The organism is Burkholderia sp. LFS061 (assembly GCF_047978125.1).
GTDB lineage: Bacteria > Pseudomonadota > Gammaproteobacteria > Burkholderiales > Burkholderiaceae > Burkholderia > Burkholderia pyrrocinia_C.
This window is the reverse complement of the sequence record NZ_JBFPFS010000070.1, coordinates 1-26,658: the sequence shown is the minus strand read 5'-3', so window position 1 is coordinate 26,658 and position 26,658 is coordinate 1. Positions and strand designations below refer to the sequence as shown.

Below are 26,658 nucleotides of genomic sequence, written 5' to 3'. Positions count from 1 at the left end.
GTACCAGACGCACCGCGCGCTCCCGCACTTCCGGGGAAAATTTGCTTGCCTTCTTGTTCATGACTCGATTCTCTCAAGAATACGAGCCTCCACAAAATCCGGTGCGGTTCAGGATACACAGTCCTACTGACGAACTATGGAGGGTCCGTGTGATTTGCACAAAAGCAATCCTACAGTTGATCCCAGAATCTCTAGGAGGGCGGAAATGACAAAGAAAAACGTACCGACTCCTACCAAACGCGTCAGCGAATCTCAAATGAATACGTCGAATGTTCGAGATGACCGCCGCAGACGTGCTCCCCATAGCAACAGAGTTCTAATGTTACTTGAGGAAATCCTACGCAATCCCGGCGTTGGGGCAGGCGATCTAAGCAAAAAATTCTCTATAGAGCGGGACGATGTAGTGAGCGCGCTTTGGCTGCATCTCCGCAAGGGGCGCATTCGGATCGAAAAAATCGGTAGGCGCGCTGGACCAGCGACTAATACCTACTATCCCACTTCGGATTTGGATGCCTATATCGCCGAAGAAAAGCGTTGCCGCGTAGAAGGAAAGCGACCTAAACGATGGCCTGCTTGGAGCCCATCGAAAGAGGCTGATTTTGTGAAGAGCTATCCGGATACCGACACAAAATCGTTGGCAGATGAATTCGGACTATCATTACCGAGCACGTATAAAGCGGCCAGAATATTAGGTTTATGCAAATCAGACAATTACATCGCTCGACAGTGGGCTAACGGGTTATATTTACTGCGCGATTACCCGATTCAACTTCTCGAAATCATGGTTCTACACGGAAAATTAAGGAAAACGATCCATGGAAAACATTGAAATGCTCCGCAAGCACTTATTTGCCACTCTGGAAGCGTTGAACAGTCAAGAGAAACCGATGGAGATCGACCGGGCGAAGGCCATCGCAGAGGTAGCTCAGGTGATCATCAATTCTGCCAAGGTCGAAGTCGAACACCTGAAGGTTGCTGGCGGCAAAGGGACTGGGTTCATCAATGCTCCAGGATCGACCACGCACCGACTCGGCGGTTAAGGATGCGGCACAGCGGGCTGTACGCCCGCTCCATAGTCGACAGCAAAGCTGAAAGTCTCAAACTACGGTGCCAGGCGATTTAACTCCTGCGCTACCCACTCCTCGAGGCGCGGCGCGCCAGCTCGAGGATCGCCTTGGATCTGCAGCAAGATTCGCGACGGAAGATCATGAAATGTCGGCTGCCCGTGGTGCGCAATTGCAGCTGCACCTTGAAGAGTTGGGATCAAAGCACCTGCCTGGAATCTCAGGCCGTCGGCTTGTCCGAGATGAAGCTTGACTGAATCGATGATTGCCTTTTGTGAACGCGCGATACCTACTAAGAGTTCAGCCAGTTGATCATTGGTGAGTGCCATCTTCGTCTCCCGCTTGTTTGGGTTCCGCTAGCATAGCGTCGGCCGGGTAGAGCTGCAGCATCGCACGCGCCGCCTCGACGTTCGACGTCGTCAGCCATCTCTGCAAGTTGTCCGGCATCAAGATCGCGATGACCGCTCTATTGTGGCGAGCAGATGCGTCATCGTTCCAGCATTGCGCTGCGCTACATCACGGTAGCAGTTGTTGAACACGACATGCATGTGAGCCGCCCGCCCCGCCATTCCCATGATCAACGCGGCAAGGTCACGAAGCTCGTCTTCGCTGTACTCGTAGTTGAACCGCTCGGCCGCCGATTCAGACCCGCTCCAGGTCGACGCGTTTCGGCCATGCAGCCGCACGATAGCAAGGTCGGGGGACGTCACTTCCCAAACCGAATGCGCGCGCTTTGTCACGCCTTCCGGCGCATCGACGATGACATGCACGATCCCGCGCTCTCGCTCCATCGCAAGCGTCGACGCACGATGCTTGTCGTCGAACCAGCTCTCGTGTCGAAACTCGAACGCGGTCAGTAGCGGGTGCATGCGCTCCGCGCAGTGCTCGACGTGCGCGACCGACTTCGGAGCGGCCGTCACCCAATGCGGGAACTGAAACAGCACTGCCCCAAGTTTGCCAGCCTCGTGCAATGGTCGGAGCGCCTCAAAGAAGCGCGCCCACAGCTCCTCGATGATCGGTGGCGGCACATTCTTGTAGTACAAATTCTTTTTGCCGGTGCTCGGTAGCTGGGCCTGCAGGTCCTTCGGGAAGAAATTTGGCTCGGTCTGGTGACCGGTAAAGAGCCGGAACGCCTTCATGTCGAAGACGAATCCCGGTGGCGTTCGTTCGACCCACAGTGCGCTGTTGCTCGCGCTCGGCATCGCGTAGTAAGACGAATCGACCTCGACAATGGGAAAGACGCTGGCGTAATACCGCAGGCGCGCCTCCGCGCTGTTGCAGCCGGGCGGATAAAAGGCGCCAGACTCGATGAGCGTCTTGTCGGTCCACGAAGCCGTACCTACGAGAATCGACATGGCTCTCTTCCCCGCGTCGGATCTTGACCACCATAGCTTATCTCGAAATATACTGTGTTTTTATACAGCGGTGACGACGTGATCAAGCCGCAGTGGGCTTACATCTGGGAGTACGGATTTCAGGGCGACAAGAACCGCCTGAGGACTCCGATCGAGCTCACGAAGCGCGAATTTGAGTATTGGATCGACAAGGACCCTAGGTCGGCGTTCCTCGGCACATCGGCGCCGATCGAGTCGACCAGGATCGATCGCAACCGCGTACCGCTCACGGATCCTCGGTTTAAGCTGCGGCCGGAGGTACCAGAATTTGACGCGCCAACCGACGCCGAGCTGCGCGCGCTATGGCGCGAGTACACCGACCTTCAAGTCCGATGGTTGATCCTCGAGATCCGCGCCCTTCGGAAATCGCTCGAGCGCGTCGAGGAGTGGTACGCGTACACCGACAAGAACGTCGCGAACAAGGGTGATCTCGCCGGCGCGCAGGGGCAGTTGCATCGACTGATGCATCTGCTGCGCGAGGAGATGAGGCGTGCTGGGATGCGGTAGTGCGTGACTGGCAGTCAATGCTCGACGAACTGGCGCCACCTCGGGTACTGCTCGAAGAAGCGCTCGTCGACAAACGCCAAGTACAGCGTCGGAGACGAACGGTTGGTCGTCTGCATCTGGGTTTCAACAGTCAGTTTAGGATCGACGCCGCTGGTGGCCGACCATGCCGACAGATCTTCGTTGAATTCGAAGACGTCTTCGCGTGGGATGCGCAATTTGATGGCGAACATGGGACGCTCCGAGTCACACAATCGCGTCATCATCGCGCAGCCCCGCGGATGTGAAAAGCCCCGCTCGGGGCGGGGCTACACAACGAACTCTTTCGGATCTTTCGCGCGAAAACCTCGCTTCCGGATCACCGTGATCGCTGCAATCTCGTAGATATGCGCACCATTACTTCCGACGGCCACCCTATTGAAGCCACAAGGCATGTTGATATGCGAATTGCCACACCGCAGATTGAACGTGTCTTGATCGCTCAACGCCTTGACACCTGGCATGTGCTGCGCGATCAATCTGTCAAACATCGACTCGATTTCTGCAATCGAAATCGGTGGAATGTTGCGCGGATCGTTCATACGATCGATGCTGAAGTGAGCCGTCGGCACAAACTTCAAATTATGTGCGGCAAGCTTAGCATTGACCCGCGCTTCCAACCCCGCCAAATCTTGTATTGTTATTGGCATGATGGTCACTTGGAGGCATACGCTACGAGCTCTCTCAACTTTGCGTTCAACGCATCGTTAGTATCGGCAACAAGCGTACCGACAAATCGACTATCGCGAAGCGTACCGATTCGGACATTGAATTCACGGTTGTCGAACGAATCGACAAACACAAACTGCCCCGTCTTGTCGTCGCGGAACGATGCGAAGTTTTCGCTCAGCGACATGCGAAAATCGAACATCGTATCTCTCCTTCTGCTGCGCCGTCCGGCATATGTATCATGAACGGCAGGTAGTAAATAAAACTTTAGTCCGGTTGTCTGTGTTTCGCCACACCAATAAACACCGATGCACGGACTGTAGCCGCAGAGTGGTGCTCGCCAGCAGAAACTCACGCAAGATTCGAGCCACTTCGACAGAGCGGCCCGAAATGGCGCTCCAGAGCCGCCCTCATCGGTTGGTCCCTGCACGTCTGAATTGATTCCCGTCAAAACGTGTCGCAAAAGTAACAACCCTTATTACTCTGTAAGGTTACTAGCGAGATAGTCGCCCCACCACTGCATCATCTTCCTGCGCTCGGGCAAGTACTCCGCATGGTTGTACGCCGCCCGAACGCCGTCGCGCTCGCTATGCGCCAGCTGACGCTCGATCCAGTCCCGATTGAAATTGTGCTCGTTGAGGATCGTGGAGGCGAGCCCGCGAAAACCATGCCCCGTCATCCGTGAGCGGTAGCCCATCCGGTACAGTGCGTACAGGATCGTGTTCTCGCTGATTGGCTTCTTGGAACTCGATCGGCTCGGGAACAGGAACAGGCTATGGCCGTTCAGCTCGCGCAGCTTCGCCACCACCTCGAGCGCCTGCCTCGACAGCGGCACGATGTGCGGCGAGCGCATCTTCATCTTCTCGGGTGGGATCCGCCACTCTTTCTTTTTTTCGTCGATCTCGGTCCACTCGGCAAATCGAAGCTCGCTAGTTCGGACGAACGTCAGTGCCATGAACTGTAGTGCCAGTCGCGTCTGGTAGTCGCCTTCGTACGCGTCGATCTTTGCCATCAACTCGGGCAGCTCGGCCTCGCTCACACGCTTCATATGCACGACGGTTCGGGTCTTCAGCGCACCGCGGAGATCCGGCGCAGGGTCGCGCTCTGCCCGGCCGGTGGCAATGGCGTATCGAAAGATGTGACTCGTTGTCCGGATCGCCTTGTGCGCCAACTCAATCGCGTCACGCGCCTCGATCTTGCGGATGACTTCGAGCAGTTCCGGCGCCGTGATCTCGGTGATCGGTCGCGCACCAAGCACCGGAAATAACTCGCGCTCAAGCAGCTTCATGATCCGGTCCCCGTGGCGTTCGCTCCACGCCCCCTTCCGCTGCTCGTGCCACTCACGAGCAATGGGCTCGAACGAGTTCGCGCGATCGAGACTGCGCTGCAGCTTCACGCGCTTCTTTTCGTGCGAAGGATCCAGGCCACCGCGGAGCTGCTCCTTGATCTCGTCGCGAGCCTTACGCGCGGCAAGCAGAGTCACTGCCGGATAGACCCCGAGGGCCATCCGCTTCTCCTTGCCGTCGATGCGATACTTCAATCGCCAGTACTTCGACCCGCTCGGCATGACCTCGAGGTACATGCCCTGGCCGTCGGCCAGCTTGTAGGACTTTTCGCGAGGCTTGGCCGCACGGATGGCGACATCGGTAAGGGGCATTTGAGCATGGGGGCATTTCGATGCCCCAGAACAGGAAAACTGCCCCCTACGATGCCCCCTGATTCCGTGGGTGTCAATGGGAAGTGATGGGCAACGCTGGTAGCAAAAAGCCCCGTAAGTGCTTGACTGACGGGGCTTTTTGGCCAAACATGGAAATACTTGGGAGTATATGTGGTGCGTGAGGCCGGACTCGAACCGGCACACCCTTGCGGGCGTCAGGACCTAAACCTGGTGCGTCTACCAATTTCGCCACTCACGCGCATTTTCTGTCGCCTGACCGCGCGGCACGCAAGATGCGTACTCCACGCGCCCGGGACCGCTCGGGACACTTCATGCCGGCCTGAAAACCGGCGCGCCCGATCAGGCGAGCGCGAGATTCTACCCGATCCGTGCGGCCTTGTCTCGCCCTGCCGGCACCCGTCGTGCAGCGGTGCTAGAATGCCGCGCTCGACGTTTCGGCACCGCGCCGCCGCGCGTCCCCCGAACCCGCCCCACCCGATTCCGCCCGTGAACTTCGACGACTACTGTCAGCAAAAGGCCGCCCCCGCGGGCTCCAGCGTCTATTACGCGTTGCGTCAGGCGCCGCTCGCCACGCAGCCGCGCCTGACGGCGCTCTTCGCGCTGCGCCGCGAGCTCGAGGAAACCGTCAAGGAAACCAGCGACCCGACCGTCGGCCACACGAAGCTCGCGTGGTGGCACAAGGAACTCGCGGCACTGGCCGACGCTCAGCCGTCGCACCCCGTCACGAAAGCGCTCGCGCAGCATCATCCGGCGATCGCCGCCGAGGCCGACGCGTTGCGTACGCTCGTCAACGGTTACGGGATGGACCTCGAACAGGCGCGCTACCTCGATTTCGCGAACCTGCAGCGCTACATCGCGCAGGTCGGCGGTACCTTCGCGTCGCTGGTCGCGCGCGCCAGCGCCGCGAACCCGGCCGACCCGCAGCCGTGGGCCGCGGACGCCGGCCGCGCGCTGATGCTCGCGCAATTCGTGCAGGAACTCGGCAACGACGCGCGCCACGGCCGCATCTACCTGCCGATCGACGAACTGCAGCGCTATAACGTGACCGCAGCCGATCTGCTGAACCGTCGCTACAGCCCGGCCTTCACCGAGTTGCTGCAATTCCAGACCGCTCGCGCGCGCGAAGCGCTCGCGGCCACCGATGCAGCGATCCCCGCCCCCGAACGCCGCACGCAGCGCACGCTGCGCGCGCAGATCGCACTGGCCGGCGCGCTGCTCGACGAAATCGAGCGCGACGGCTACCAGGTGCTGCACCAGCGCATCGCGCTGACGCCGATCCGCAAGCTGTGGATCGCGTGGCGCGCCGCACGCCGGCGCTGAACCTGACGCATCACGCCTTCAACAACGGCAGCGTGTCGAAGCGCTGCTGCAGCACGCGCGTCGCGTCGAGCCCCCACCACGGCCCGAGCACGGTCGCGTAGAGCTGGCGGAAATCGACCGCGACCGGCAGGTTGCCGTTGCCGTCGAGCCGCCCGAGCGCCGGCGGCGCGCCGTACAGGCCGCCGGCCACGCGGCCGCCCATCACGAAATGCGGCGCGGCCGTGCCGTGATCGGTGCCGTTGCTCTGGTTCTCGCGCACGCGCCGCCCGAATTCCGCATACGTCATCACGAGCGTCTGGTTCCAGCGCCCGAGTTCGATCAGCGCGCCGCGCATCGCGCTCATTCCTTCCGCAAACTGCTTGAGCAGCGCGGCCTGCTGCCCCGGCTGGTTCTGGTGCGTGTCGAAGCCGTTGAGCGTCAGGCGCAGCACCGCGACGCCATCCTGCGCACCGGGCCCGGACGCTTCGCATGCGGCCAGCACCTGCATCGCGGTCTTGACCGACGTGCCGAACGCGCCGGCCGGAAACGCCGTCCTGAATTCACGCATCCCGCCGCGCGGGCGCAGCCGGTCGGCTGCCTTCACGATGTCGTTCTCGACGTCGATGATGTGCGCAAGCGCCGGGTTCTGCTCGCGCAGCGACGACGGTTCGGCCAGCCGAGCCGCGCGGATGAACTGCGCGGGATTAACGAGCGCGATCGCGCGCGCGCCGTTCGCGAGCGGCCCCATCTCCGCGCTGCCGAGCACGACGCCGTCCGCCGCGAAACCGGGCGGCACCGGCGCCTGCGCGAACGTGCGCGTGAGCCAGCCTTCGTGCAGGTACTGGTCCGAACGCGACGCGGTATCCCAGATCTCGATCGAGCGGAAATGCGACAGATTCGGCTGCGGATAACCGACGCCCTGCACGACCGCGACCTGACCGTCATGCCACAGCGGCATCAGCGGCGCGAGCGACGGGTGCAGCCCGGTGTGCGCGTCAAGTTGCAGCACCTGCTCGCGCTTGATGCCGATGCTGCGCCGGAACTGGTAGTACAGCGGGTCCGCATACGGCACCACCGTGTTGAGGCCGTCGTTGCCGCCCTTCAGCTCGACGAGGATCAGCACGTTCGCATACCCGGCCGCCGGTTGCCTGCCGGCCGGCGCCACCGAGGCCGCCAGCGCGGGCGACTGCCACATCGACACGCCCGCCGCGGCAGCGGCGCCCGTCAGCGTCAGAAAATCACGTCGGTTCATCGCGCATCCTTTGGTTTGCCGCCCGGCACCTTTGCCGCACCGGCGCTCCGATTCGTCTTCGTTTGCATCATTTCAGTTGATAGGCCGGATCCATCAGCAGCGCTTCGAGATACGCGCTGCCGGTCGAATCCGTGTCGATCGCCGCGACCGGCGACACCGGCAGCACCGCGTGCTGGAGCTGAAGCTCGGTCGACAATCCCGCGATCGCCTGCGGCCGCGCACGATATTGCGCAAGCCAGCGTTCGAGATCGAAACGCAGGCCGCCGCGCGCGGGCTTGGCCGGCGCGCCGCGCATCCCGGCAGCGGACGCCGTGTCGGCCACCGGCATCGCTTGCGCACGCGCGTTCGGCGGCGCCATCGGATGCGCCGGCGGCCGCATGCCGGCCGTCTCCGTCGCGCGGAACAGTTGCTCGACGAACTGCTTGCGCGCGAGCAGCGTCGTGCTGTTGATCCACAGCGCGCCGCCCGGCCAGCCCTTCACGTTCGGCGGATAGAACAGGTTCTGCCCGAGCGTGCGCACGGTGTTCGCGAGCATCTGCGGATCGCCGTACGCAACGTCGAACAGCCGCACCGACCCGACGACGAACTCGGCCGGCGACTTGACGAGCACGCCGCGGTTGCGCGGATCCCAGAACGCGTCGGTCGACCACAGCGCGGCGAGCGCAGTGCGAATGTCGTAGCCGCTCGCGCGAAACCGCTCGGCCAGGCCATCGAGCACGCCCGCGTCGGGCGTATCGGACACGAACTCGCGCCACAGCTTGCCGACGACGAAGCGCGCGGTGCCGGGCCGCTTCAGCAGGATGTCGACGAAGCCGTCGCCGTCGAACGGTCCCGTCTCGCCGAGAATCGTCTTGTCGCCCGCGTCGTGCCATTCGGGCCGCACCTCGAAGCGCAGCGTATCGGGATCGATCGTCCAGCCCGTCATCGCACGCGCGGCTTCGGTCACGTCGTACTGCGTGTAATGCCCTTCGCCGAGCGTGAACAGCTCCATCACCTCGCGCGCGAAATTCTCGTTCGGGCGCCCCTTGCGATTGCTCGCGCCGTCGAGATACTGCAGCATCGCCGGGTCCTTCGCGACCGCGTGCAGCAGCGTGCCGAAGTTGCCGAGCGCCTCGCGGCGAAAGAGCGCGTTCTGCGCGGCCATCGTTTGCGGATAAGGCACCTTGTCCTGCCCCGACGTGAAGTGCCCGTGCCAGAACAGCATCATGCGCTCGGTCAGCGGCGACGGCGTCACGACCATCTCGTTGACCCACGCCGCACGCAACGCCTCGTAGCGGCGATCGCGCTCGCGCTGCTCGTCGCGCCGCATGTCGGGGGTCAGCGCCTGGCGCTGCGCGCGCGTCGGCGGCAGCTCGGCGATCCAGTCGGGCCACGCCGTGACGGGTTCGCGGCGAACGTTGCCGAGCGTGTCGGCCACGACCTGCGCGCGCGTCATGCCGACGATGCGCGCGACCTCGGCAGGCGCGGGAGAGAAACCGGTGCGGCTCAGGAAAAACAGCGCATCGTCGGCGTCGAGCGCCGACTGCATGGCAGGCGACGGCACCGGTGCGGCAGCGTTCGCTTTCATCGTCATGGACTCCCGGAACGCACCGGCGGTGCGGATGCCGGTACAACGGCAATCGGCAGGCGAAAGTTGACGGAAAAAGTGCTACGAATTTTTTCGGCGCGGCGTGTTCCGCGCAGGTCGAGGACGGCACGCGTCAGCGCTTGTACAGCTCGCGAACGGCGTCTTCGATGTGCTGGCGCAAAAGGTGGCGCTCCTCGGGCGTCATGTGCCCGTCGCGGCGGCGCTGTTCGAGATCGGGAGGCACGGCGGAACGGACCGTCGTCTCGGCGGCACGATCGGGCTGCTGCGTTTTGCCGCGCGGCAGCTTGCGCGACGGCGCCCCCTGCTCGGGGCGCTGCGCATACGCGAAGTTCGACGCATACGGACCGGCAAGCGCGATCGTCAGCATCAGTGCAATCCGGGCAGATCGCATGACCGTCCTCGCTTCTTTGGTCGATTTGTTCCCTTCGTCACGCGGCAACCGGCTACCTCTGGTACTTGAAAAACCCTGCGGAATTCGGGTGTGCAAAGATGAAAGATGGAATGCAGGGGAGTATCTACCGAACTTCGGCTTCGAGTAAAGGAATCTCTATAGCCTGCCTTTACTCGGCGCGACACTACGGGTAAATTTTGTAACCGACTGTAACGCGCGAAAATTCGCGGCCGTGCGTCAATTCCCATTCGCGATAAGATGCCGATCATGGAAACGAAAAACCCCTCCAAGATTCTCGTCGTCGACGACGACCCACGCCTGCGCGATCTGCTGCGCCGCTATCTCGGCGAGCAGGGTTTCAACGTATATGTCGCGGAAAACGCGACCGCGATGAACAAGCTCTGGGTACGCGAGCGCTTCGACCTGCTCGTGCTCGACCTGATGCTGCCGGGCGAAGACGGCCTGTCGATCTGCCGCCGCCTGCGCGGCAGCAACGACCGCACGCCGATCATCATGCTCACCGCGAAGGGCGAGGACGTCGATCGCATCGTCGGCCTCGAGATGGGCGCCGACGATTACCTGCCGAAGCCGTTCAACCCGCGCGAACTCGTCGCGCGCATTCACGCGGTGCTGCGCCGCCAGGCGCCGGCCGAACTGCCGGGCGCACCGTCCGAAACGACCGAGGTGTTCGAGTTCGGCGAGTTCTCGCTGAACCTCGCGACGCGCACGCTGACGAAGTCCGGCCAGGAAATTCCGCTGACGACCGGCGAATTCTCGGTGCTGAAGGTGTTCGCGCGTCATCCGCGCCAGCCGCTGTCGCGCGAGAAGCTGATGGAGCTCGCGCGCGGCCGTGAATACGAAGTGTTCGACCGCAGCCTCGACGTGCAGATCTCGCGCCTGCGCAAGCTGATCGAGCCGGATCCGGGCAGCCCGCGTTTCATCCAGACCGTCTGGGGCCTCGGTTACGTGTTCATTCCGGACGGCGCCGCCTGATTTTTTCTTTTCCGGTTTCGCCCGCCCACGGCCCGTCCCATGCGTATTGACCGGCGCCTCCTGCAGCTCGCGTTCGGCGGGCTGTTCTGGCGCACCTTCCTGCTGATCGCGCTGCTGATCTCGGTCAGTCTCGCCGCGTGGTTCCAGAGCTTTCGCGTGATCGAGCGCGAGCCGCGTGCGCAGCGCGTCGCGCTGCAGCTCGTCGCGGTCGTGAAGCTCACGCGCACCGCCCTGCTCTATTCCGATCCCGATCTGCGGCGCGCGCTGCTGCAGGATCTCGAGAGCAACGAGGGCGTGCGCGTTTACCCGCGCGAGAAAACCGACAAGTTCAAGCTGCAGCCCGACGAATCGCTGAATCGCCTGATCGAGCACGACATCCGCAGCCGCCTCGGCGACGATACCGTGATCGCGCAGTCGGTCAACGACATTCCCGGCGTGTGGATCAGCTTCAAGATCGACGACGACGATTACTGGGTCGCGCTCGATCGCGACCAGCTCGACAACGTCACAGGCCTGCAGTGGGCCGGCTGGGGGCTGTTCGCGCTCGCGCTGTCGCTGTTCGGCTCCGCGTTCATCACGAGCCTCGTGAACCGGCCGTTCTCGCGGCTCGCGCTCGCCGCGCGCCAGGTCGGCTCGGGCCAGGCGCCCGAGCCGCTGCCCGAGCGCGGGATGGGCGTCGCGGCCGACACCAATCGCAGCTTCAACCAGATGGTGCGCGACCTCGAACAGCTCGAGGCCGACCGCGCGCTGATGCTCGCGGGCATCTCGCACGACCTGCGCACGCCGCTCGCGCGGCTGCGCCTCGAAACCGAGATGAGCCCGTCCGACCAGGCAACCAAGGACGCGATGGTCGACGACATCGAGCAGATGGACCGCATCATCGCCGCCTTCATCGACTACGCGCGCCCGTCGCAGCGCAAGCCCGAGCCCGTCGACCTGTCGTCGATCGCGCAGGAAGTTGCCGCGCGCATAGCGAGCGAGGACGGCGTGGAGATCCGCACGCGGCTCGCGCCAAGCGCGGTCATCGAAGCCGACGAGACCGACATGCGCCGCGTGATCGGCAACCTCGTCGAGAACGCGCGCAAGTACGGCCAGAGCAAGCAGGACGGCATCTCGCGCATCACGCTCGAGACGCGCATATCGCACGCGCGCGTCGAGCTGTCGGTGAGCGACGAAGGCCCCGGCATCCCCGAAGATCAGCTGCCGCTCGTGATGCGGCCGTTCTATCGCGTCGACACCGCGCGCACCAAGGCGGACGGCACGGGCCTCGGGATGGCGATCGTGCTGCGGCTCGTCGGCCGCTATCGCGGCGCGCTGCGACTGCGCAACCGCAACCCCGAAGCGGGCCTCGAAGTCACGCTCGAATTCCCCGGCGCCGGCAAGGCGCGTGCGACCGCGTGACGCGCTCGCGCACGCTTCTCGCGCCCCACACTATCGATCCGGTTGAAAAAAACTATGAAGATCGTTAGTCAAAATCTATTGAAGCATTTTATTAATAGTGTTATAGTTTGCCGCATGCTGTCACACCATCGTTGCAGCACCGAGGTAGCTTGACTCAGCCTTCTTCCCAACTCATACAGGAGTATCCGCATGAAAACCGTGGGCGATAAACTCGAAGCTTTCACCGTCGTAGCCGCGAAGCCGGGCTTCAACAATCACGAGGAAAACGGCCAGTCGGCGTTCGAGACCGTCACCGAAGCGTCGTTCCCGGGCAAGTGGAAGATCATCTACTTCTATCCGAAGGATTTCACGTTCGTGTGCCCGACGGAAATCGTCGAGTTCGCGAAGCTGACGAAGCAGTTCGAAGAGCGCGACGCGATCCTGCTCGGCGGCAGCTCGGACAACGAATTCGTCAAGCTCGCATGGCGCCGTGAGCACAAGGACCTCGACAAGCTGAACCACTACTCGTTCGGCGACGTCAAGGGCGAGCTGATCGACCAGCTCGGCGTGCGCGACAAGGAAGCCGGCGTGGCCCTGCGTGCAACGTTCATCGTCGATCCGGACAACACGATCCAGCACGTTTCGGTGAACAACCTGAACGTCGGCCGCAGCCCGGAAGAAGTCCTGCGCATTCTGGACGGCCTGCAAACGGACGAACTGTGCCCGTGCAACCGTGCAGTCGGCGGCGCAACGCTGTAAGCGCATCGATGCACGAAGCCCGCGGCGCACGTCCTGCCTGCGGGCTTTTTTAACGGCCAACCCATAGGAGATATCAATGGAATTCATCGACTCGATTAAGGCACGTATTCCCGACTACGCGAAGGACATTCGCCTGAACCTCGACGGCACGATCTCGCGCTCGTCGCTCGAAGGCACCGATGCGGTCGGCGTCGCGCTGGCGGCGGCGATCGCGGCGAAGAGCACGGTGCTCGTGAAGACGATCCGCGAAGCCGGCGTGCTGTCGCCCGAAGAGACGAACGCCGTGCTGACGGCAGCCGCGCTGATGGGGATGAACAACACCTGGTATCCGTATGTCGAGATGGCCGACGACGCCGACCTGAAGACGCAACGCGCCGAGCTGCGGATGGGCGCGTACGCGACGCACGGCGGCGTCGACAAGCGCAAGTTCGAGATGTATGCGCTCGCCGCGTCGATCGTCGGCAAGTGCCACTTCTGCGTGAAGTCGCACTATGCGCTGCTGAAGAACGAGCAAGGGATGACCGTCACGCAGCTGCGCGACGTCGGCCGCATCGCGTCGGTGATCAACGCCGCCGCGCAGGTGATCGCCGCCGAAAGCGAGTAAACGGCTGCATGAGCGGTTTCGCCGCGCGACCGGCAGCCGTGCCGGAGTGGCGGCCGCCCCAAACGAAAATGCCACGCATCAGCGTGGCATTTTTCATTTCCGCAGCGCCACCGCGCGCGGAACGGGCCGCGCGCCGCCGCAACCGGGCGTCAACCGCCCTGCCTGACCAGCAGCGCGGCGGCCTGCGCCTCGATGCCCTCGCCGCGGCCGAGATAACCGAGCTTCTCGTTGGTCTTCGCCTTCACGTTCACGCGGTCGAGCGGCAGCCCGAGATCGGCCGCGATGTTCGCGCGCATCCCGTCGATATGCGGCGCGAGCTTCGGCGCCTGCGCGATCACGGTGCTGTCGACGTTCTGGATCGCGAAGCCGGCCGCCTGCACGCGGGCGACGCACTCGCGCAGCAGCACGCGGCTGTCCGCGCCCTTGAACGCCGCGTCCGTGTCGGAGAAATGGCGGCCGATGTCGCCGAGCGCCGCCGCGCCGAACAGCGCGTCGGTGATCGCGTGCAGCAGCACGTCCGCGTCCGAGTGGCCGAGCAGGCCGCGCTCGTACGGAATCGTCACACCGCCGATGATGAGGGGGCGCCCCGGGACGAGCTGGTGCACGTCGTAGCCTTGTCCGATTCTGAAATCCATGCGTGTTCCGATTGAGATGGGGTGAAAGTCAGGAAGCGTTCGCGGAGCGCGCGAGAATCGCTTCCGCGAGCGCGAAATCTTCCGGATACGTGACCTTGAAGTTGCGCAGGCTGCCCTGCACGACGCGCGGCGTGTGGCCCGCCCATTCGATCGCGCTCGCTTCGTCGGTCAGGTCGTGCCCTTCGCGCTGGGCGCGCAGGATCGCATCGCGCAGCATGCCGATGCGGAACATCTGCGGCGTCTGCGCCTGCCACAGCGCGTCGCGCGACTCGGTACGCGCGATCGCGTCGCCGCCGGCCGGCACGCGCTTGAGCGTATCGGCCACCGGCAGCGCGACGATGCCGCCGACCGGGTCGTCCTTCAGCGTCGCGACGAGCGTACGGATCAGCTCCGGCGTGATGCCCGGGCGCGCGGCGTCGTGCACGAGCACCCAGTCGTGATCGGTCGCGCCGAATTCGACCAGCGCGAGCAGCCCGTTCAGCACCGACGCCTGCCGCGAGCCGCCGCCGCAGCGGCGCACCGCGAAGCGCAGGCCCGCGAAGCGGCGCGCGTCGAAATGGGAATCGTCGGGCGCGAGAACGACGAGCGTCTGCGCGAATTCGCTGCACGCGTCGAACGCGGCGAGCGTGTAATGCAGGAGCGCGCGGCCGGCCAGCGTGCGATATTGCTTCGGCACGGCCGAGCCGGAACGGCTGCCCGTGCCGGCACAGGGAATCAGGGCGAAAAGTCGGGGAGTCACGAAAGGAAACGCCGGAAAGATGAAATCGAGAAGCGGATTTTATAATAGGTCTTTCGTCTCGACCGGCGCACCTCGATGCGCCCGTGCACGCCACCCCTGCCGTCCCTATGCCAGATAACGCTTCCACCCTGTCCGCCTCGCCCGTTGCCCGCGTCAAACCCGGCCAGCGCTTTGCCTTCGACGGCGCGCACGGTTCCGCCGACGCGCTCGCCATCGCCCGTTATCTCGCCGACAACCGCCGGGACGTGCCGCTCCTCGCGGTGATCTGCGCGAACGCGGTCGACGCGCAGCGGCTCTCGCAGGAAATCCGCTACTTCTCGCCCGATGCGCGCGTGCGCCTGCTGCCGGACTGGGAAACGCTGCCGTACGACACGTTCTCGCCGCACCAGGACCTCGTGTCCGAGCGGCTCGCGACGCTGCACGATCTCGGCGAAGGCCGCTGCGACATCCTGCTCGTGCCCGCGACCACCGCGCTGTACCGGATGCCGCCCGCGTCGTTCATGGCCGCGTACACGTTCGCGTTCGCGCAGGGCGAGCGGCTCGACGAGGCGAAGCTGAAGGCGCAGCTCACGCTGGCCGGCTACGAGCATGTGAGCCAGGTCGTGCGGCCCGGCGAATACTGCGTGCGCGGCTCGCTGATCGACCTGTACCCGATGGGCTCGCCGCTGCCGTACCGGATCGACCTGTTCGACGACCAGGTCGACTCGATCCGCGCGTTCGACCCCGACACGCAGCGCAGCCTCTACCCGGTGCGCGACGTGCGGCTCTTGCCCGGCCGCGAGTTCCCGTTCGACGAAGCCGCGCGCACGGCCTTTCGCAGCCGCTGGCGCGAGACCTTCGAAGGCGACCCGAGCCGCGCGCCGATCTACAAGGACATCGGCAACGGCGTGCCGTCGGCGGGCATCGAGTATTACCTGCCGCTGTTCTTCGACGAAACGGCCACGCTGTTCCACTACCTGCCGCAGGACGCGCACCTCGTGTTCACCGGCGATCTCGAAGCCTCGATCCGCCGCTTCACGGCCGATACGAAGCAGCGCCACGCGTTCCTGTCGCACGATCGCGAACGGCCGATCCTGGAGCCGCAGCGCCTGTTCCTGTCCGACGAGGATTTCTTCGCGTTCGCGAAGCCGTTCGCACGCGTCGTGCTGCCCGCGCAACCGGCCGGCGGCTGGGCGACCGCGCTGCCCGAGCTCACCGTCGACCGGCATTCCGACGATCCGCTCGCGTCGCTGCGTACGTTCGTCGAATCGTCGGGCAAGCGCGTGCTGCTGACCGTCGAATCGGCCGGCCGCCGCGAGACGATCCTGCAATTGCTCGCCGAGCACCATCTGCGGCCTGTGTCGAACGACCACTTCGCGGGCTGGCTCGCGAGCGACGAACGCTTCGCGCTCGGCGTCGCGCCGCTCGCGAACGGCTTCGCGGTGCCGGGCGAAGGCTATGCGATCGTCACCGAGACCGAGCTGTACGGCGCGCTCGGCCGCCGCGCGGGCCGCCGCCGGCAGGAACAGGCCAGCAACGTCGACGCGATGGTGCGCGACCTGTCGGAGCTGAAGGTCGGCGACCCGGTCGTCCACGCGCAGCACGGCATCGGCCGCTACATGGGCCTCGTGTCGATGGATCTCGGCGAAGGCGAGACCGAATTCCTGCATCTCGAATACTCGGGCGACAGCAAGCTCTACGTGCCCGTCGCGCAATTGCACGTGATCTCGCGCTACAGCGGCGCCGATCCCGACAGCGCGCCGCTGCACGCGCTCGGCTCCGGCCAGTGGGAGCGCGCGAAGCGCAAGGCCGCGCAGCAGATCCGCGATACCGCCGCCGAGCTGCTGAACCTGTACGCGCGCCGTGCGGCCCGCGAAGGCCACGCGTTCGCGCTCGACCCGCGCGACTACGTGAAATTCGCGGAAAGCTTCGGCTTCGAGGAAACGCCCGACCAGGCCGCCGCGATCGCGGCCGTGATCGGCGACATGACGAGCGGCAAGCCGATGGACCGCCTCGTGTGCGGCGACGTCGGCTTCGGCAAGACCGAGGTCGCGCTGCGCGCCGCGTTCATCGCGGTGATGGGCGGCAAGCAGGTCGCGCTGCTGTCGCCGACCACGCTGCTCGCCGAGCAGCACACGCAGACCTTCGTCGACCGCTTCGCGGACTGGCCGGTGCGGATCGTCGAGCTGTCGCGCTTCAAGACCGCGAAGGAAGTCAGCGCGGCGATCGCGCAGATCAACGAAGGCAGCGTCGACATCGTGATCGGCACGCACAAGCTGCTGTCGTCGGACGTGCAGTTCAAGCGCCTCGGCCTGGTGATCATCGACGAGGAACACCGCTTCGGCGTGCGCCAGAAGGAAGCGCTGAAGGCGCTGCGCGCGGAAGTCGACGTGCTGACGCTCACCGCGACGCCGATCCCGCGCACGCTCGGGATGGCGCTCGAAGGGCTGCGCGATTTCTCGGTGATCGCGACCGCGCCGCAGAAGCGGCTCGCGATCAAGACCTTCGTGCGCCGCGAGGAGGAAAGCGTGATCCGCGAGGCGATGCTGCGCGAGCTGAAGCGCGGCGGCCAGGTGTACTTCCTGCACAACGAGGTCGAGACGATCGAGAACCGCAGGGCAATGCTCGAGGAGCTCGTGCCCGAGGCGCGCATCGTGATCGCGCACGGCCAGATGCACGAGCGCGAACTCGAGCGCGTGATGCGCGATTTCGTCGCGCAGCGCGCGAACGTGCTGCTGTGCACGACCATCATCGAGACCGGCATCGACGTGCCGAGCGCGAACACGATCATCATGCACCGCTCGGACAAGTTCGGCCTCGCGCAGCTCCACCAGTTGCGCGGCCGCGTCGGCCGCTCGCATCACCAGGCCTATGCGTACCTGCTGGTCCACGATCCGCAGGCGCTGACCAAGCAGGCGCAGCGCCGGCTGGAAGCGATCCAGCAGATGGAGGAGCTCGGCTCGGGCTTCTATCTCGCGATGCACGACCTCGAGATCCGCGGCACCGGCGAAGTGCTCGGCGACAAGCAGTCGGGCGAGATCCACGAGATCGGCTTCCAGCTTTATACGGACATGCTGAACGACGCGGTGAAGGCGCTGAAGAACGGCAAGGAGCCCGACCTCACCGCGCCGCTCGCCGCGACGACGGAAATCAACCTGCATGCGCCCGCGATCCTGCCGGCCGACTACTGCGCGGACGTGCAGGAGCGGCTGTCGCTGTACAAGCGTCTCGCGAACTGCGAGCACGGCGACGCGATCGACGGCATCCAGGAGGAACTGATCGACCGCTTCGGCAAGCTGCCGCCGCAGGCGCACGCGCTCGTCGAGACGCACCGGCTGCGGATCGCCGCGAAGCCGCTCGGCATCGTGAAGATCGACGCGAGCGAAGCGGCGATCGGGCTGCAGTTCGAGCCGAATCCGCCGATCGATCCGATGCGGATCATCGACATGGTGCAGAAGCACCGGCACATCAAGCTCGCGGGCCAGGACAAGCTGCGCATCGAGACGCGCTCGCCCGATCTCGCGATCCGCGTGTCGACGATCAAGGAAACGCTGCGCGCGCTCGCGCCGAAGCAGGGAGCGGCCGCCGCGGTGCGCTGAAGGGCGCGGCGATGCTGCACCGCACCGCGCCCGGCGCAGGCGGGCCGACGTGTTTTTGAGTATGATTTTCCCATTCATCAGACGGAGTTTTGCCATGTCCACTCTCGACGCGACGGCGCCGTCCGCCGCAACCCAAGGCGACGCATCGCTGGTCGGCCTGCCCTGGGTCAAGCAACTGGTGTCGATGGACACGACGAGCCGCGTGCCGAATCTCGGCCTGATCGAAACGGTGCGCGACGCGCTCGCCGCGAAAGGCATCGTTTCGACGATCACGCACGATCCGCGCGAAGGCTGGGCAAACCTGTTCGCAACTGTGCCCGCGCACGACGGCTCGACGAACGGCGGCATCGTGCTGTCCGGGCATACCGACGTCGTGCCGGTCGACGGTCAGCAATGGGACAGCAACCCGTTTGCGCCGGAAATTCGCGACGGCCGCCTGTACGGCCGCGGCACCTGCGACATGAAGGGTTTCATCGGCACGGCACTCGCGCTGTTGCCCGAAATGCAGGCGACGAAGCTCGCGAAGCCGATCCATTTCGCGCTGTCCTACGACGAGGAAATCGGCTGCGCGGGCGCGCCGCTGATGATCGCCGACCTCGTCAAGCGCGGCGTGCAACCGTCCGGCTGCATCGTCGGCGAGCCGACCAGCATGCGGCCGATCATCGCGCACAAGGGCATCAACGCGTACCGCTGCTGCGTGCGCGGCCACGCGGCGCATTCGTCGCTGACGCCGAAGGGGCTCAACGCGATCGAGTACGCGGCGCGCCTCATCTGCCACATCCGCGACATCGCCGAGCGCTTCCGCGCCGAAGGCCCGTTCGACGAGCTGTACGACGTGCCGTTCACGACCGCGCAGACGAGCACGATCCAGGGCGGCAACGCGATCAACACGGTGCCGGCCGAATGCCGCTTCGACTTCGAGTTCCGCAACCTGCCGACGCTCGATCCCGAGCAGATCTTCACGCGCATCGAAGCATATGCGCAGCAAACGCTGCTGCCGCAGATGCTTCGCGAGCATCCGAATGCCGCGATCGAGTTCTCGAAGATCGCCGCGGCGCCCGGCCTCGACGCGACCGAACAGGCCGCGATCACGCAGCTCGTGCGCGCGCTGACGGCCGACCAAGACAAGCGCAAGGTCGCGTACGGCACCGAAGCCGGCCTGTTCGAACGCGCGGGCATCCCGAGCGTCGTGTGCGGGCCCGGCAACATCGAGCAGGCGCACAAGCCGAACGAATATGTCGAGCTCGCGCAGCTCGCCGGCTGCGAGCAGTTCCTGCGCAAGTTCATCCGCAGCATGTCGGTCGACGCGCACTGACTGCCTCCCGCCACGCCGGCCCGCGTGTGCGGGCCGGTCCACTCCGCCACCCGCCACGTCATGTCGACTGAACAGCAGGGCACTGCCCATACGACGATCGACGGCGAGCCGATTCCGACGCTCGACGAAATCGCCGCGCAGCATTTCGCGTTGTCGCCCTGGGTCGCGCGCACGCCCGTGTTCGAACGCGCCGACCTGCCGTCCCTCGAGGGCACGCACGTCAACTTCAAGTTCGAACTGCTGCAGGCGAGCGGCAGCTTCAAGGCGCGCGGCGCATTCACGCACCTGCTCGCGCTCGACGAGGCACGCAAGGATGCCGGCGTCACCTGCGTATCGGCCGGCAATCATGCGGCAGCCGTCGCGTATGCGGCGATGCGGCTCGGCAGCAGCGCGAAGGTCGTGATGTTCCATACCGCGAGCCCGTCGCGCATCGCGCAGTGCAAGCAGTACCGCGCGGAGGTCGTGCTCGCGGGCAGCGCATCGCAGGCGTTCGATCTCGTGCGGCGGATCGAGGCCGAGGAAGGCCGCTTCTTCATCCATCCGTTCAACGGCTATCACACGATCCTCGGCACCGCGACGCTCGGCTACGAATGGGCGACGCAGACGCCCGACCTCGACGCGGTGATCGTGCCGATCGGCGGCGGCGGGCTCGCGGCCGGCATGGCGACCGCGCTGCGGCTTGCGAATCCGCGCGTGCACGTGTACGGCGTCGAGCCGGAAGGCGCCGACGCGATGAGCCGCAGCTTCGCGGCGAATCACACGATCAAGATGAGCGCGATGCAGACGATCGCCGATTCGCTGATGGCGCCGCATACCGAGGAATACAGCTACCAGCTGTGCCGGCGCCACGTCGACCGCATCGTGACCGTGTCCGACGACGCGCTGCGCGCCGCGATGCTGTTCCTGTTCTCGCACCTGAAGCTGTCGGTCGAACCGGCTTGCGCAGCCGCGCTCGCCGCGCTGCTCGGCCCGCTGCGCGAAACGCTGCAGGGCAAGCGCGTCGGCGTGCTGCTGTCGGGCACGAACACCGACCCCGGCACGCTCGGCATGCATCTCGCGCACGCGAAACGGCAGCACTGACCATACGCCGGGCGCCGGCGAACCGACCTAGGGTTATCCCCAGATTATGTTGACAGCCCTGTTGATAACCCGCCGAACAAGCACGCAAGTGGTTGAGCGCGCAGCGTTTTGCGCGCACGAAGGTCGTCGGACGCGAAATGAGCAAATGCGGCCGCTATGGGCTGCAATGTGGCGGCGCCGCGCGCGGCCGCTGATCGCCGCCGTGGCGATCGCACTGCTCGCCGGTTGCGCGGCACCACCCTCGCCCGTCGCCGGCGCGCAGCCGGCCTGCACGCAGCCTGGCGCGAGCCGCATGTTGCAGGCCGACCTGCTGTTCGGACGCGACATCGCGGGACGCGGCCCCGTCACCGATGCCGAACGCGCGACGTTCCTCGCCGACACCGTCACGCCGCGCTTCCCCGACGGCTTCACGTACTGGGACACGCACGGCCAATGGCGCGATCGCGCGACCGGCAACATCACACGGGAACAGAGTTTCGTGATCCGTATCATCGCCGACGATACGCCCGACACGCACGCGCGGCTCGCCGCGATCCGGCACGCGTACGCGGAGCGGTTCCGTCAGGAGTCGGTCGGCATCACGTTCATGCCGGCCTGCGCGTCGTTCTGATTCGGCGTCTCCCGCTACCTGCCGGCAGCGCACAAAAAACGGGCGCCCGAAGGCGCCCGTCGCATGCCGGAACAGCGGCGTACCGCTTACTTGCTCTCGAACATGTCCATGATCTGCTGCTTCTCCTGCGGCGTGACGGGCGGCGGCGTGAGCCCTGCCGCGCCGGCCGAGCCGAGTGCGTCGTTCGCGCTGATCGCATTCTCGGCCGGATTGATGTCGACGTTCCCGACGAAGCCGTTGCCCGGCGTGCGATCGGCGTAGTACAGCTCGCCGTCGAGCGAGGTCAGGCCGTCCGGCATCGGCATCTGCTGCTCCGGCACGCCGTTCAACGCGGTGCGCATGTAATTCACCCAGATCGGCAGCGCGAGCTGCGCGCCGAATTCACGGCTGCCCAGGCTCTTCGGCTGGTCGAAGCCCATCCACGCGACCGCGACGAGCGACTGCTGGTAGCCGGCGAACCAGCCGTCCTTCGCGTCGTTCGTCGTACCCGTCTTGCCCTGCAGGTCGCTGCGGCCCAGTGCGTTGGTGCCCGCACCCGTGCCGGCCGTCGCGACCGTGTGCAGCAGGCTGTTCATCACGTACGCGTTGCGGCCTTCGATCGTGCGCGGCGCCGTGCTGCCCGCGATCACCGGCTGCGACTTCTGCAGTGCCTGGCCGCGCGCATCGTCGACTTCGGCGATCAGGTACGGATCGACCTTGTAGCCGCCGTTCGCGAACACCGCGTAGCCGGTCGCGAGCTGCAGCGGCGTCACGAGGCCCGCGCCGAGCGCCATCGGCAGGTACGGCGGCGTCTTCGCGGGATCGAAGCCGAAGCGCTGCGTCACGTACTGCTGCGCATACTGCGTGCCGATCGATGCGAGGATCCGGATCGACACGAGGTTCTTCGAGCGCTGCAGGCCGGTGCGCATCGACATCGGGCCGTCCGGCTGGTCGTCGTCCTTCGGCTCCCACGCGGTGCCGCCCGGCACGCTCGGCGGGAAGTACAGCGGCGCGTCGTTGATGATCGTCGCCGGCCCGAGGCCCTTGTCGAGCGATGCCGAATAGATGAACGGCTTGAACGACGAGCCCGGCTGCCGCCATGCCTGCGTCACGTGGTTGAACTTGCTCTTGTTGAAATCGAAGCCGCCGACGAGCGAACGGATCGCGCCGTCCTGCGGCGCGATCGCGACGAGCGCGCCTTCGACCTGCGGCAGCTGCACGACCTGCCAGCCCGTCTTGCCGTCCTTCAGCACGCGCACGATCGAGCCCGGCTTGACGCGCAGCGCGTTGTTCGCGCGGGGCCCGAGCGCGGCCGACACGAAGCGCAGCCCGGCCGGGCCGATCGTCGTCGTCGCGCCGCCGACGAACTGCACCTCGACCGCGTTCGGCGAGGCCGACAGCACGACCGCCGACTGCAGGTCGCCGTTGTCCGGGTGATCGGCGAGCGCATCGTCGATCGCCTCGTCGCGGTCGTCGCCGGCCGCGGGCAGGTTGATCGACGCTTCCGGCCCGCGATAGCCGTGGCGGCGCTCGTAGTCGAGAATGCCGCGACGCACGGCCTGGTATGCGGCTTCCTGGTCGGCCGAGTTGATCGTCGTCGTGACGGTCAGCCCGCGCGTGTAGGTTTCGTCCTTGTACTGCTGGTACATCATCTGCCGCACCATCTCGGCGACGTATTCGCCGTGCACCGCGTACTGGTTGCCCGGCGTGCGCACGTGGATCTCTTCCTTCACGGCCGCGTCGTACTGCGGCTGCGTGATGTAGCCGACCTCGAGCATGCGCTTCAGGATGTATTCCTGGCGCACCTTCGCGCGCTTCGGATTCACGACCGGGTTATACGCGGACGGCGCCTTCGGCAGCCCCGCGAGCATCGCCGCTTCCGCGAGCGTGATGTCCTTCAGGTCCTTGCCGAAGTACACCCGCGCGGCGGCCGCGAAGCCGTACGAGCGCTGACCGAGATAGATCTGGTTCATGTACAGCTCGAGGATCTGGTCCTTCGTCAGGGCCTTCTCGATCTTGTACGCGAGCAGCATCTCGTAGATCTTGCGCGTGTAGGTCTTCTCGCTCGACAGGAAGAAGTTGCGCGCGACCTGCATCGTGATCGTGCTCGCGCCCTGGCGCGCGCCGCCGTGCATCAGGTCGGCGACGCCCGCCCGCAGGATGCCGACGAAATCGACGCCGCCGTGCTCGTAGAAGCGGTAGTCCTCGATCGCGAGCACGGCCTTCTTCATCACGTCCGGAATGTCCTGGAAACGCACGAGGCTGCGGCGCTCCTCGCCGAACTCGCCGATCAGCACGTGATCGGCCGTGAACACGCGCAGCGGCACCTTCGGCTGGTAGTTGGTCAGCGCATCGAGCGACGGCAGTTGCGGCGCCATCACGACCAGCGCATAGCCGACGATCAACGCACCGACGATCGCCAGCGTGGCGAACAGGCCGGCGAACCACAGCGCGACGCGCGAACCGAACGTGCGACGGCCCCCGCCGCCGCTGCGTTGTGCGCGGCGGCCGTCGTCGCGATGGTCGCGATCGTCGTCATCGGGATAATAGGCCCCGGACGGCGAACGGCGCAGCGTGTAGTGGGGTTCGTTCCTGTCGGAAGAAGAAGGTGGTCGTTTGATAATTGGCATGTCGGAATGGCGGGCGTACGTGGCGCCCTCGGACGCATGCGGAAATGCAAGCGGATGGATCAGAGCGGTGCATCGAGATGCGACTGTCACGTCGACAGACCCCGCCGCGCGGCGATCCGTTCCCGCGACGTGACAGCGCATTTTAATGAAATCGACCGGGTGCCTTCGCGATTTTTTGTAAAAATTCCCGCAACGCCGTGATTTGCGGAACGTATTGTCGGCATCCTCGGCCTATCATGGGCACGCAATGCGGGGCGCGCGGCCGATTTTCTTTCAACCGCGAAAGGTTTGTCATCCCGATATGCAAGCCGCTTGAACTCACGCGTTTAAGCCGTATTTAAGTGAACCGGTGGTGTAATATCCGCCGGCTCACGCGGGTCGCAACCGGCCCGCGGCGGGCATTGCCGCGGTCACGCGGCGCCTTTCAACCACGGAGGATTTCATGTCGCTTTTCGACTCTGTTTCGCGCACGATCAAAGGCCTGCTGAACGATGCGGCCGATTCGGTACAGGATCCGTCGCGCGACGCACGGCAGATCGTGCGGGAGCTCGACGACAGCATCGGTCGTGCCGAGAATTCGCTGATCGAGATCGAGGCACAGGTCGCGACCCAGCGCAGCAAGCGCGATGCGGCCGACGACAAGGTGAAGAAGTACGAAGACGGCGCGAAGCGCGCGCTGCAGTCCGGCGACGAAGCGCTCGCGCGCGAGGCACTGGCCGCGCAGTCGAACGCTGAAGCCGAGCGCGACGCGCTCGCGGCCGAGCTGACGACGCTCGAGCCGTCGGTAGACAAGCTGAAGGGGCAGATCGCCGACATGCGCCAGCGCCGCAACGACCTGAACGCGCGCTCGAACATCCTGCAGGCCAAGCAGGAAATCGCGCAGGCGAAGGATGTCGCGGCAAGCGCGCTGGGCGGCATCGGCGGCAAGAACCTGTCCGAGGATTTCCAGAAGCTCGAGGACAAGGTCGCGCTGCAGAACGCACGCTCGGACGCGCGCCTCAATTCGGCCGACACGTCGAGCGGCAAGGCGCTCGACGACAAGCTCGCCGCGCTGAACAAGGGCCCGTCGGTCGAGGATCGCCTCGCCGCGCTGAAGAAGCAGCTCGACACGCCCGCGCAGTAACGGCAACCGCGCCGTCGCCCGGCCCGGGCGCGCTGCGCGAACCGATCGTCAGGAGACGGGCGCCCGCGCCCGGTTCGACCATGAAGAAATCCCTCGCCGCACTCGGCCTCTCGCTGATGCTGCTGTCGTCCGCCGCGTTTGCGGTACCGTCGCTGCAGCAGGTCGAGCAGTCGATCGCCCAGCGCGACTGGCAACGTGCCGACACGCAGTTGTCGCAAGTCATCGACGCCCATCCGAACAACGCGCACGCGCGTTACCTGTATGCGCAGGTGCTGGACCGCGAAGGCCGCGCGTCCGACGCGCTCGCGCAGCTGCAGCGTGCGAAGTCGCTCGATCCGCAACTGCGCTTCACCGACGCGTCGCGCTTCGCGCAGACGGAGTCGCGCATTCGTGCCGACGCCGCAAGCGTGAGCGGCAACGCGCCGTCGGCCACACAGGCCGGCACGCTGCAGCCGTCGCTCGCGCCCGCCGTCGCGCCGGCCGAAAAACACGGCCCGTCGACCGGCATGTGGATCGGCCTCGGGCTGATCGTCGCGGTGATCGCGCTGGTGCTGCGCTGGACGCTGCGGCGCGCGCGCACGGCCGACAACAGCCGCGCCGACGACGAACGCCGCACGCAGCTCAAGCGTGCGACCGACGTACTGAACGACATCCGTCCGCTGAAACTCGACGCGAAGCTGTCGACGGCGCCCGGCGCCGCGGCGCTGACAGGCGAACTCGAAGCGATCGAGACCGACGCGCGCACGCTCGTCGAGGCGCTGGCGAACGGCAAGAATCCGGTACCGCCGTACCAGGTCGACGAACTCGAACAGCGTCATGCGAGCGTGAAGGCACGCGTCGAAGGCCGACCCGATCCGGCCGCGCAACCCGCGCCGCCGGCGAACGGCAGCGGCTCCGTATACGCGCAGGAAGCCGATCGCATGACGGGCGCGCAGGGCCAGCCGTATCCGCAGCAGCCCTACCCGCAACAGCAGCCGCCTGTCGTGATCCAGCAAGGCGGCGGCGGTTTCGGCGGCGGGATGGGCGGGCTGCTGACCGGCGTGCTGCTCGGCGAGGCGATGTCCGGCGGCCGCGAGCGCGTGGTCGAACGCGACGTGATCGTCGACGGCGAGCGCCGCCGGCAGGAAACCGACCCGGGCTTCGACCTCGGCCACGGCGACGCGTCGAACTGGAGCGACAGCAGCAGCGGCAACGTCGATCTCGGCAGCAACGACGACGGCTGGACGGACGACAACACCTGACCTTCGGCGGCGCCTTCTCGAAGATCGTCGACTCGATCGTGAAAGACCTCATCATGCCGGTCATCGGCTTGCTGACGGGCGGCCTGGATTTCTCGAACAAGTTCGTTCTGCTCG

At 65.3% G+C, this 26,658-nt stretch carries 26 protein-coding genes, 1 tRNA gene and 1 pseudogene; 15 read left to right on the top strand and 13 right to left on the bottom strand.

All coding sequences use genetic code 11. The features are described 5' to 3' along the window. Positions 1 to 205: 205 nt before the first annotated feature. Together ACNQQL_RS34220 and ACNQQL_RS34215 are read left to right on the top strand one after the other, a co-directional pair. Positions 206 to 829, top strand: coding sequence for a hypothetical protein (locus ACNQQL_RS34220; RefSeq protein ID WP_347068889.1), 624 nt, complete (start codon positions 206 to 208; stop codon positions 827 to 829). Beyond that, positions 816 to 1,040: a hypothetical protein gene (locus tag ACNQQL_RS34215; RefSeq protein ID WP_347068887.1), complete on the top strand. Its 225-nt coding sequence runs from the start codon at positions 816 to 818 to the stop codon at positions 1,038 to 1,040. Before ACNQQL_RS34220 ends, ACNQQL_RS34215 begins: the two co-directional genes overlap by 14 nt. A 62-nt stretch (positions 1,041 to 1,102) precedes the next feature. On the opposite strand, the gene ACNQQL_RS34210 is transcribed toward ACNQQL_RS34215, so the two are convergent. Both ACNQQL_RS34210 and ACNQQL_RS34205 read right to left on the bottom strand, forming a co-directional pair. Further along, a complete protein-coding gene (locus ACNQQL_RS34210) occupies positions 1,103 to 1,393 on the bottom strand; it encodes a hypothetical protein (protein ID WP_347068885.1) in 291 nt (96 codons plus the stop codon). 117 nt (positions 1,394 to 1,510) lie between these two features. Next, positions 1,511 to 2,419: a DUF72 domain-containing protein gene (locus tag ACNQQL_RS34205; RefSeq protein ID WP_347068883.1), complete on the bottom strand. Its 909-nt coding sequence runs from the start codon at positions 2,417 to 2,419 to the stop codon at positions 1,511 to 1,513. 54 nt (positions 2,420 to 2,473) lie between these two features. On the opposite strand from ACNQQL_RS34205, the gene ACNQQL_RS34200 reads away from it, so the two are divergent. Further along, positions 2,474 to 2,965 (top strand): hypothetical protein, encoded by a 492-nt coding sequence (locus tag ACNQQL_RS34200; protein WP_347068882.1) that lies wholly within the window; start codon positions 2,474 to 2,476, stop codon positions 2,963 to 2,965. A 14-nt stretch (positions 2,966 to 2,979) separates the two neighbouring features. On the opposite strand, the gene ACNQQL_RS34195 is transcribed toward ACNQQL_RS34200, so the two are convergent. The 5 genes from ACNQQL_RS34195 to ACNQQL_RS34175 form a co-directional block, all read right to left on the bottom strand. After that, positions 2,980 to 3,195 (bottom strand): hypothetical protein, encoded by a 216-nt coding sequence (locus ACNQQL_RS34195; protein WP_347068881.1) that lies wholly within the window; start codon positions 3,193 to 3,195, stop codon positions 2,980 to 2,982. 75 nt (positions 3,196 to 3,270) lie between these two features. Beyond that, complete coding sequence (locus ACNQQL_RS34190; protein ID WP_347068880.1) at positions 3,271 to 3,660, bottom strand: hypothetical protein; 390 nt, start codon at positions 3,658 to 3,660, stop codon at positions 3,271 to 3,273. Further along, positions 3,657 to 3,872, bottom strand: coding sequence for a hypothetical protein (locus ACNQQL_RS34185; RefSeq protein ID WP_347068878.1), 216 nt, complete (start codon positions 3,870 to 3,872; stop codon positions 3,657 to 3,659). The genes ACNQQL_RS34190 and ACNQQL_RS34185 overlap by 4 nt, the downstream gene beginning before the upstream one ends. A gap of 276 nt (positions 3,873 to 4,148) precedes the next feature. Beyond that, the gene (locus ACNQQL_RS34180; RefSeq protein WP_347068876.1) at positions 4,149 to 5,327 is read right to left on the bottom strand and encodes a tyrosine-type recombinase/integrase; all 1,179 of its coding nucleotides are present in this window, start codon (positions 5,325 to 5,327) and stop codon (positions 4,149 to 4,151) included. A 172-nt stretch (positions 5,328 to 5,499) separates the two neighbouring features. Next, positions 5,500 to 5,586: transfer RNA gene (locus tag ACNQQL_RS34175), tRNA-Leu, on the bottom strand. A gap of 248 nt (positions 5,587 to 5,834) precedes the next feature. Here ACNQQL_RS34175 and hpnD point away from each other — a divergent pair. Further along, positions 5,835 to 6,668, top strand: coding sequence for a presqualene diphosphate synthase HpnD (gene hpnD / locus ACNQQL_RS34170; protein WP_347068874.1), 834 nt, complete (start codon positions 5,835 to 5,837; stop codon positions 6,666 to 6,668). A gap of 10 nt (positions 6,669 to 6,678) precedes the next feature. Here the strand turns inward: hpnD and ACNQQL_RS34165 are convergent, their stop codons facing one another. The 3 genes from ACNQQL_RS34165 to ACNQQL_RS34155 all read right to left on the bottom strand — a co-directional run bounded on the left by ACNQQL_RS34165 (position 6,679) and on the right by ACNQQL_RS34155 (position 9,878). Then, the gene (locus tag ACNQQL_RS34165) at positions 6,679 to 7,899 is read right to left on the bottom strand and encodes a DUF1501 domain-containing protein (RefSeq protein ID WP_204423607.1); all 1,221 of its coding nucleotides are present in this window, start codon (positions 7,897 to 7,899) and stop codon (positions 6,679 to 6,681) included. Positions 7,900 to 7,966: 67 nt separating this feature from the next. After that, complete coding sequence (locus ACNQQL_RS34160) at positions 7,967 to 9,466, bottom strand: DUF1800 domain-containing protein (protein ID WP_347068871.1); 1,500 nt, start codon at positions 9,464 to 9,466, stop codon at positions 7,967 to 7,969. A 133-nt stretch (positions 9,467 to 9,599) separates the two neighbouring features. Next, entirely contained in the window at positions 9,600 to 9,878 is a 279-nt protein-coding gene (locus ACNQQL_RS34155) for a hypothetical protein (RefSeq protein WP_072437142.1), read from the bottom strand. Between the two features lie 258 nt (positions 9,879 to 10,136). On the opposite strand from ACNQQL_RS34155, the gene ompR reads away from it, so the two are divergent. From ompR to ACNQQL_RS34135, 4 genes are all read left to right on the top strand, one after another. Continuing rightward, positions 10,137 to 10,871, top strand: a complete 735-nt coding sequence (gene ompR / locus ACNQQL_RS34150) for a two-component system response regulator OmpR (RefSeq protein WP_006478565.1) — start codon at positions 10,137 to 10,139, stop codon at positions 10,869 to 10,871. Between the two features lie 39 nt (positions 10,872 to 10,910). Then, entirely contained in the window at positions 10,911 to 12,272 is a 1,362-nt protein-coding gene (locus ACNQQL_RS34145) for an ATP-binding protein (protein WP_034181177.1), read from the top strand. Between the two features lie 189 nt (positions 12,273 to 12,461). Further along, positions 12,462 to 13,010 (top strand): peroxiredoxin, encoded by a 549-nt coding sequence (locus ACNQQL_RS34140; RefSeq protein WP_034181176.1) that lies wholly within the window; start codon positions 12,462 to 12,464, stop codon positions 13,008 to 13,010. A 76-nt stretch (positions 13,011 to 13,086) separates the two neighbouring features. Next, on the top strand, positions 13,087 to 13,614 hold the full coding sequence (locus ACNQQL_RS34135) for a carboxymuconolactone decarboxylase family protein (protein ID WP_347068868.1): 528 nt from the start codon (positions 13,087 to 13,089) through the stop codon (positions 13,612 to 13,614). Between the two features lie 149 nt (positions 13,615 to 13,763). On the opposite strand, the gene ispF is transcribed toward ACNQQL_RS34135, so the two are convergent. Beyond that, positions 13,764 to 14,249, bottom strand: coding sequence for a 2-C-methyl-D-erythritol 2,4-cyclodiphosphate synthase (ispF, locus tag ACNQQL_RS34130; protein WP_347068866.1), 486 nt, complete (start codon positions 14,247 to 14,249; stop codon positions 13,764 to 13,766). Positions 14,250 to 14,277: 28 nt separating this feature from the next. Next, complete coding sequence (ispD, locus tag ACNQQL_RS34125; protein WP_347068864.1) at positions 14,278 to 14,988, bottom strand: 2-C-methyl-D-erythritol 4-phosphate cytidylyltransferase; 711 nt, start codon at positions 14,986 to 14,988, stop codon at positions 14,278 to 14,280. Between the two features lie 107 nt (positions 14,989 to 15,095). Between ispD and mfd the strand changes: the two genes are divergently transcribed. From mfd to ACNQQL_RS34105, 4 genes are all read left to right on the top strand, one after another. Beyond that, positions 15,096 to 18,566 carry a transcription-repair coupling factor gene (mfd, locus tag ACNQQL_RS34120; RefSeq protein ID WP_347068862.1) on the top strand — a complete coding sequence of 1,157 codons (3,471 nt, stop codon included), beginning with the start codon at positions 15,096 to 15,098 and terminating at the stop codon, positions 18,564 to 18,566. A 94-nt stretch (positions 18,567 to 18,660) separates the two neighbouring features. Beyond that, positions 18,661 to 19,881 carry an acetylornithine deacetylase gene (gene argE, locus ACNQQL_RS34115; RefSeq protein ID WP_204423610.1) on the top strand — a complete coding sequence of 407 codons (1,221 nt, stop codon included), beginning with the start codon at positions 18,661 to 18,663 and terminating at the stop codon, positions 19,879 to 19,881. A 60-nt stretch (positions 19,882 to 19,941) separates the two neighbouring features. After that, positions 19,942 to 20,961, top strand: a complete 1,020-nt coding sequence (locus ACNQQL_RS34110; protein ID WP_072437137.1) for a threonine/serine dehydratase — start codon at positions 19,942 to 19,944, stop codon at positions 20,959 to 20,961. A 145-nt stretch (positions 20,962 to 21,106) separates the two neighbouring features. Next, the gene (locus ACNQQL_RS34105; protein ID WP_244137304.1) at positions 21,107 to 21,571 is read left to right on the top strand and encodes a DUF3574 domain-containing protein; all 465 of its coding nucleotides are present in this window, start codon (positions 21,107 to 21,109) and stop codon (positions 21,569 to 21,571) included. 86 nt (positions 21,572 to 21,657) lie between these two features. On the opposite strand, the gene ACNQQL_RS34100 is transcribed toward ACNQQL_RS34105, so the two are convergent. Further along, entirely contained in the window at positions 21,658 to 24,180 is a 2,523-nt protein-coding gene (locus tag ACNQQL_RS34100; protein WP_347068859.1) for a penicillin-binding protein 1A, read from the bottom strand. A 442-nt stretch (positions 24,181 to 24,622) separates the two neighbouring features. Between ACNQQL_RS34100 and ACNQQL_RS34095 the strand changes: the two genes are divergently transcribed. From ACNQQL_RS34095 to ACNQQL_RS34085, 3 genes and pseudogenes are all read left to right on the top strand, one after another. Beyond that, on the top strand, positions 24,623 to 25,303 hold the full coding sequence (locus ACNQQL_RS34095; RefSeq protein WP_059233905.1) for a PspA/IM30 family protein: 681 nt from the start codon (positions 24,623 to 24,625) through the stop codon (positions 25,301 to 25,303). An 80-nt stretch (positions 25,304 to 25,383) separates the two neighbouring features. Then, positions 25,384 to 26,544: a tetratricopeptide repeat protein gene (locus ACNQQL_RS34090; protein WP_347068857.1), complete on the top strand. Its 1,161-nt coding sequence runs from the start codon at positions 25,384 to 25,386 to the stop codon at positions 26,542 to 26,544. Positions 26,545 to 26,549: 5 nt separating this feature from the next. Beyond that, positions 26,550 to 26,658, top strand: a pseudogene (locus ACNQQL_RS34085) (MscL family protein); the annotation flags it as partial.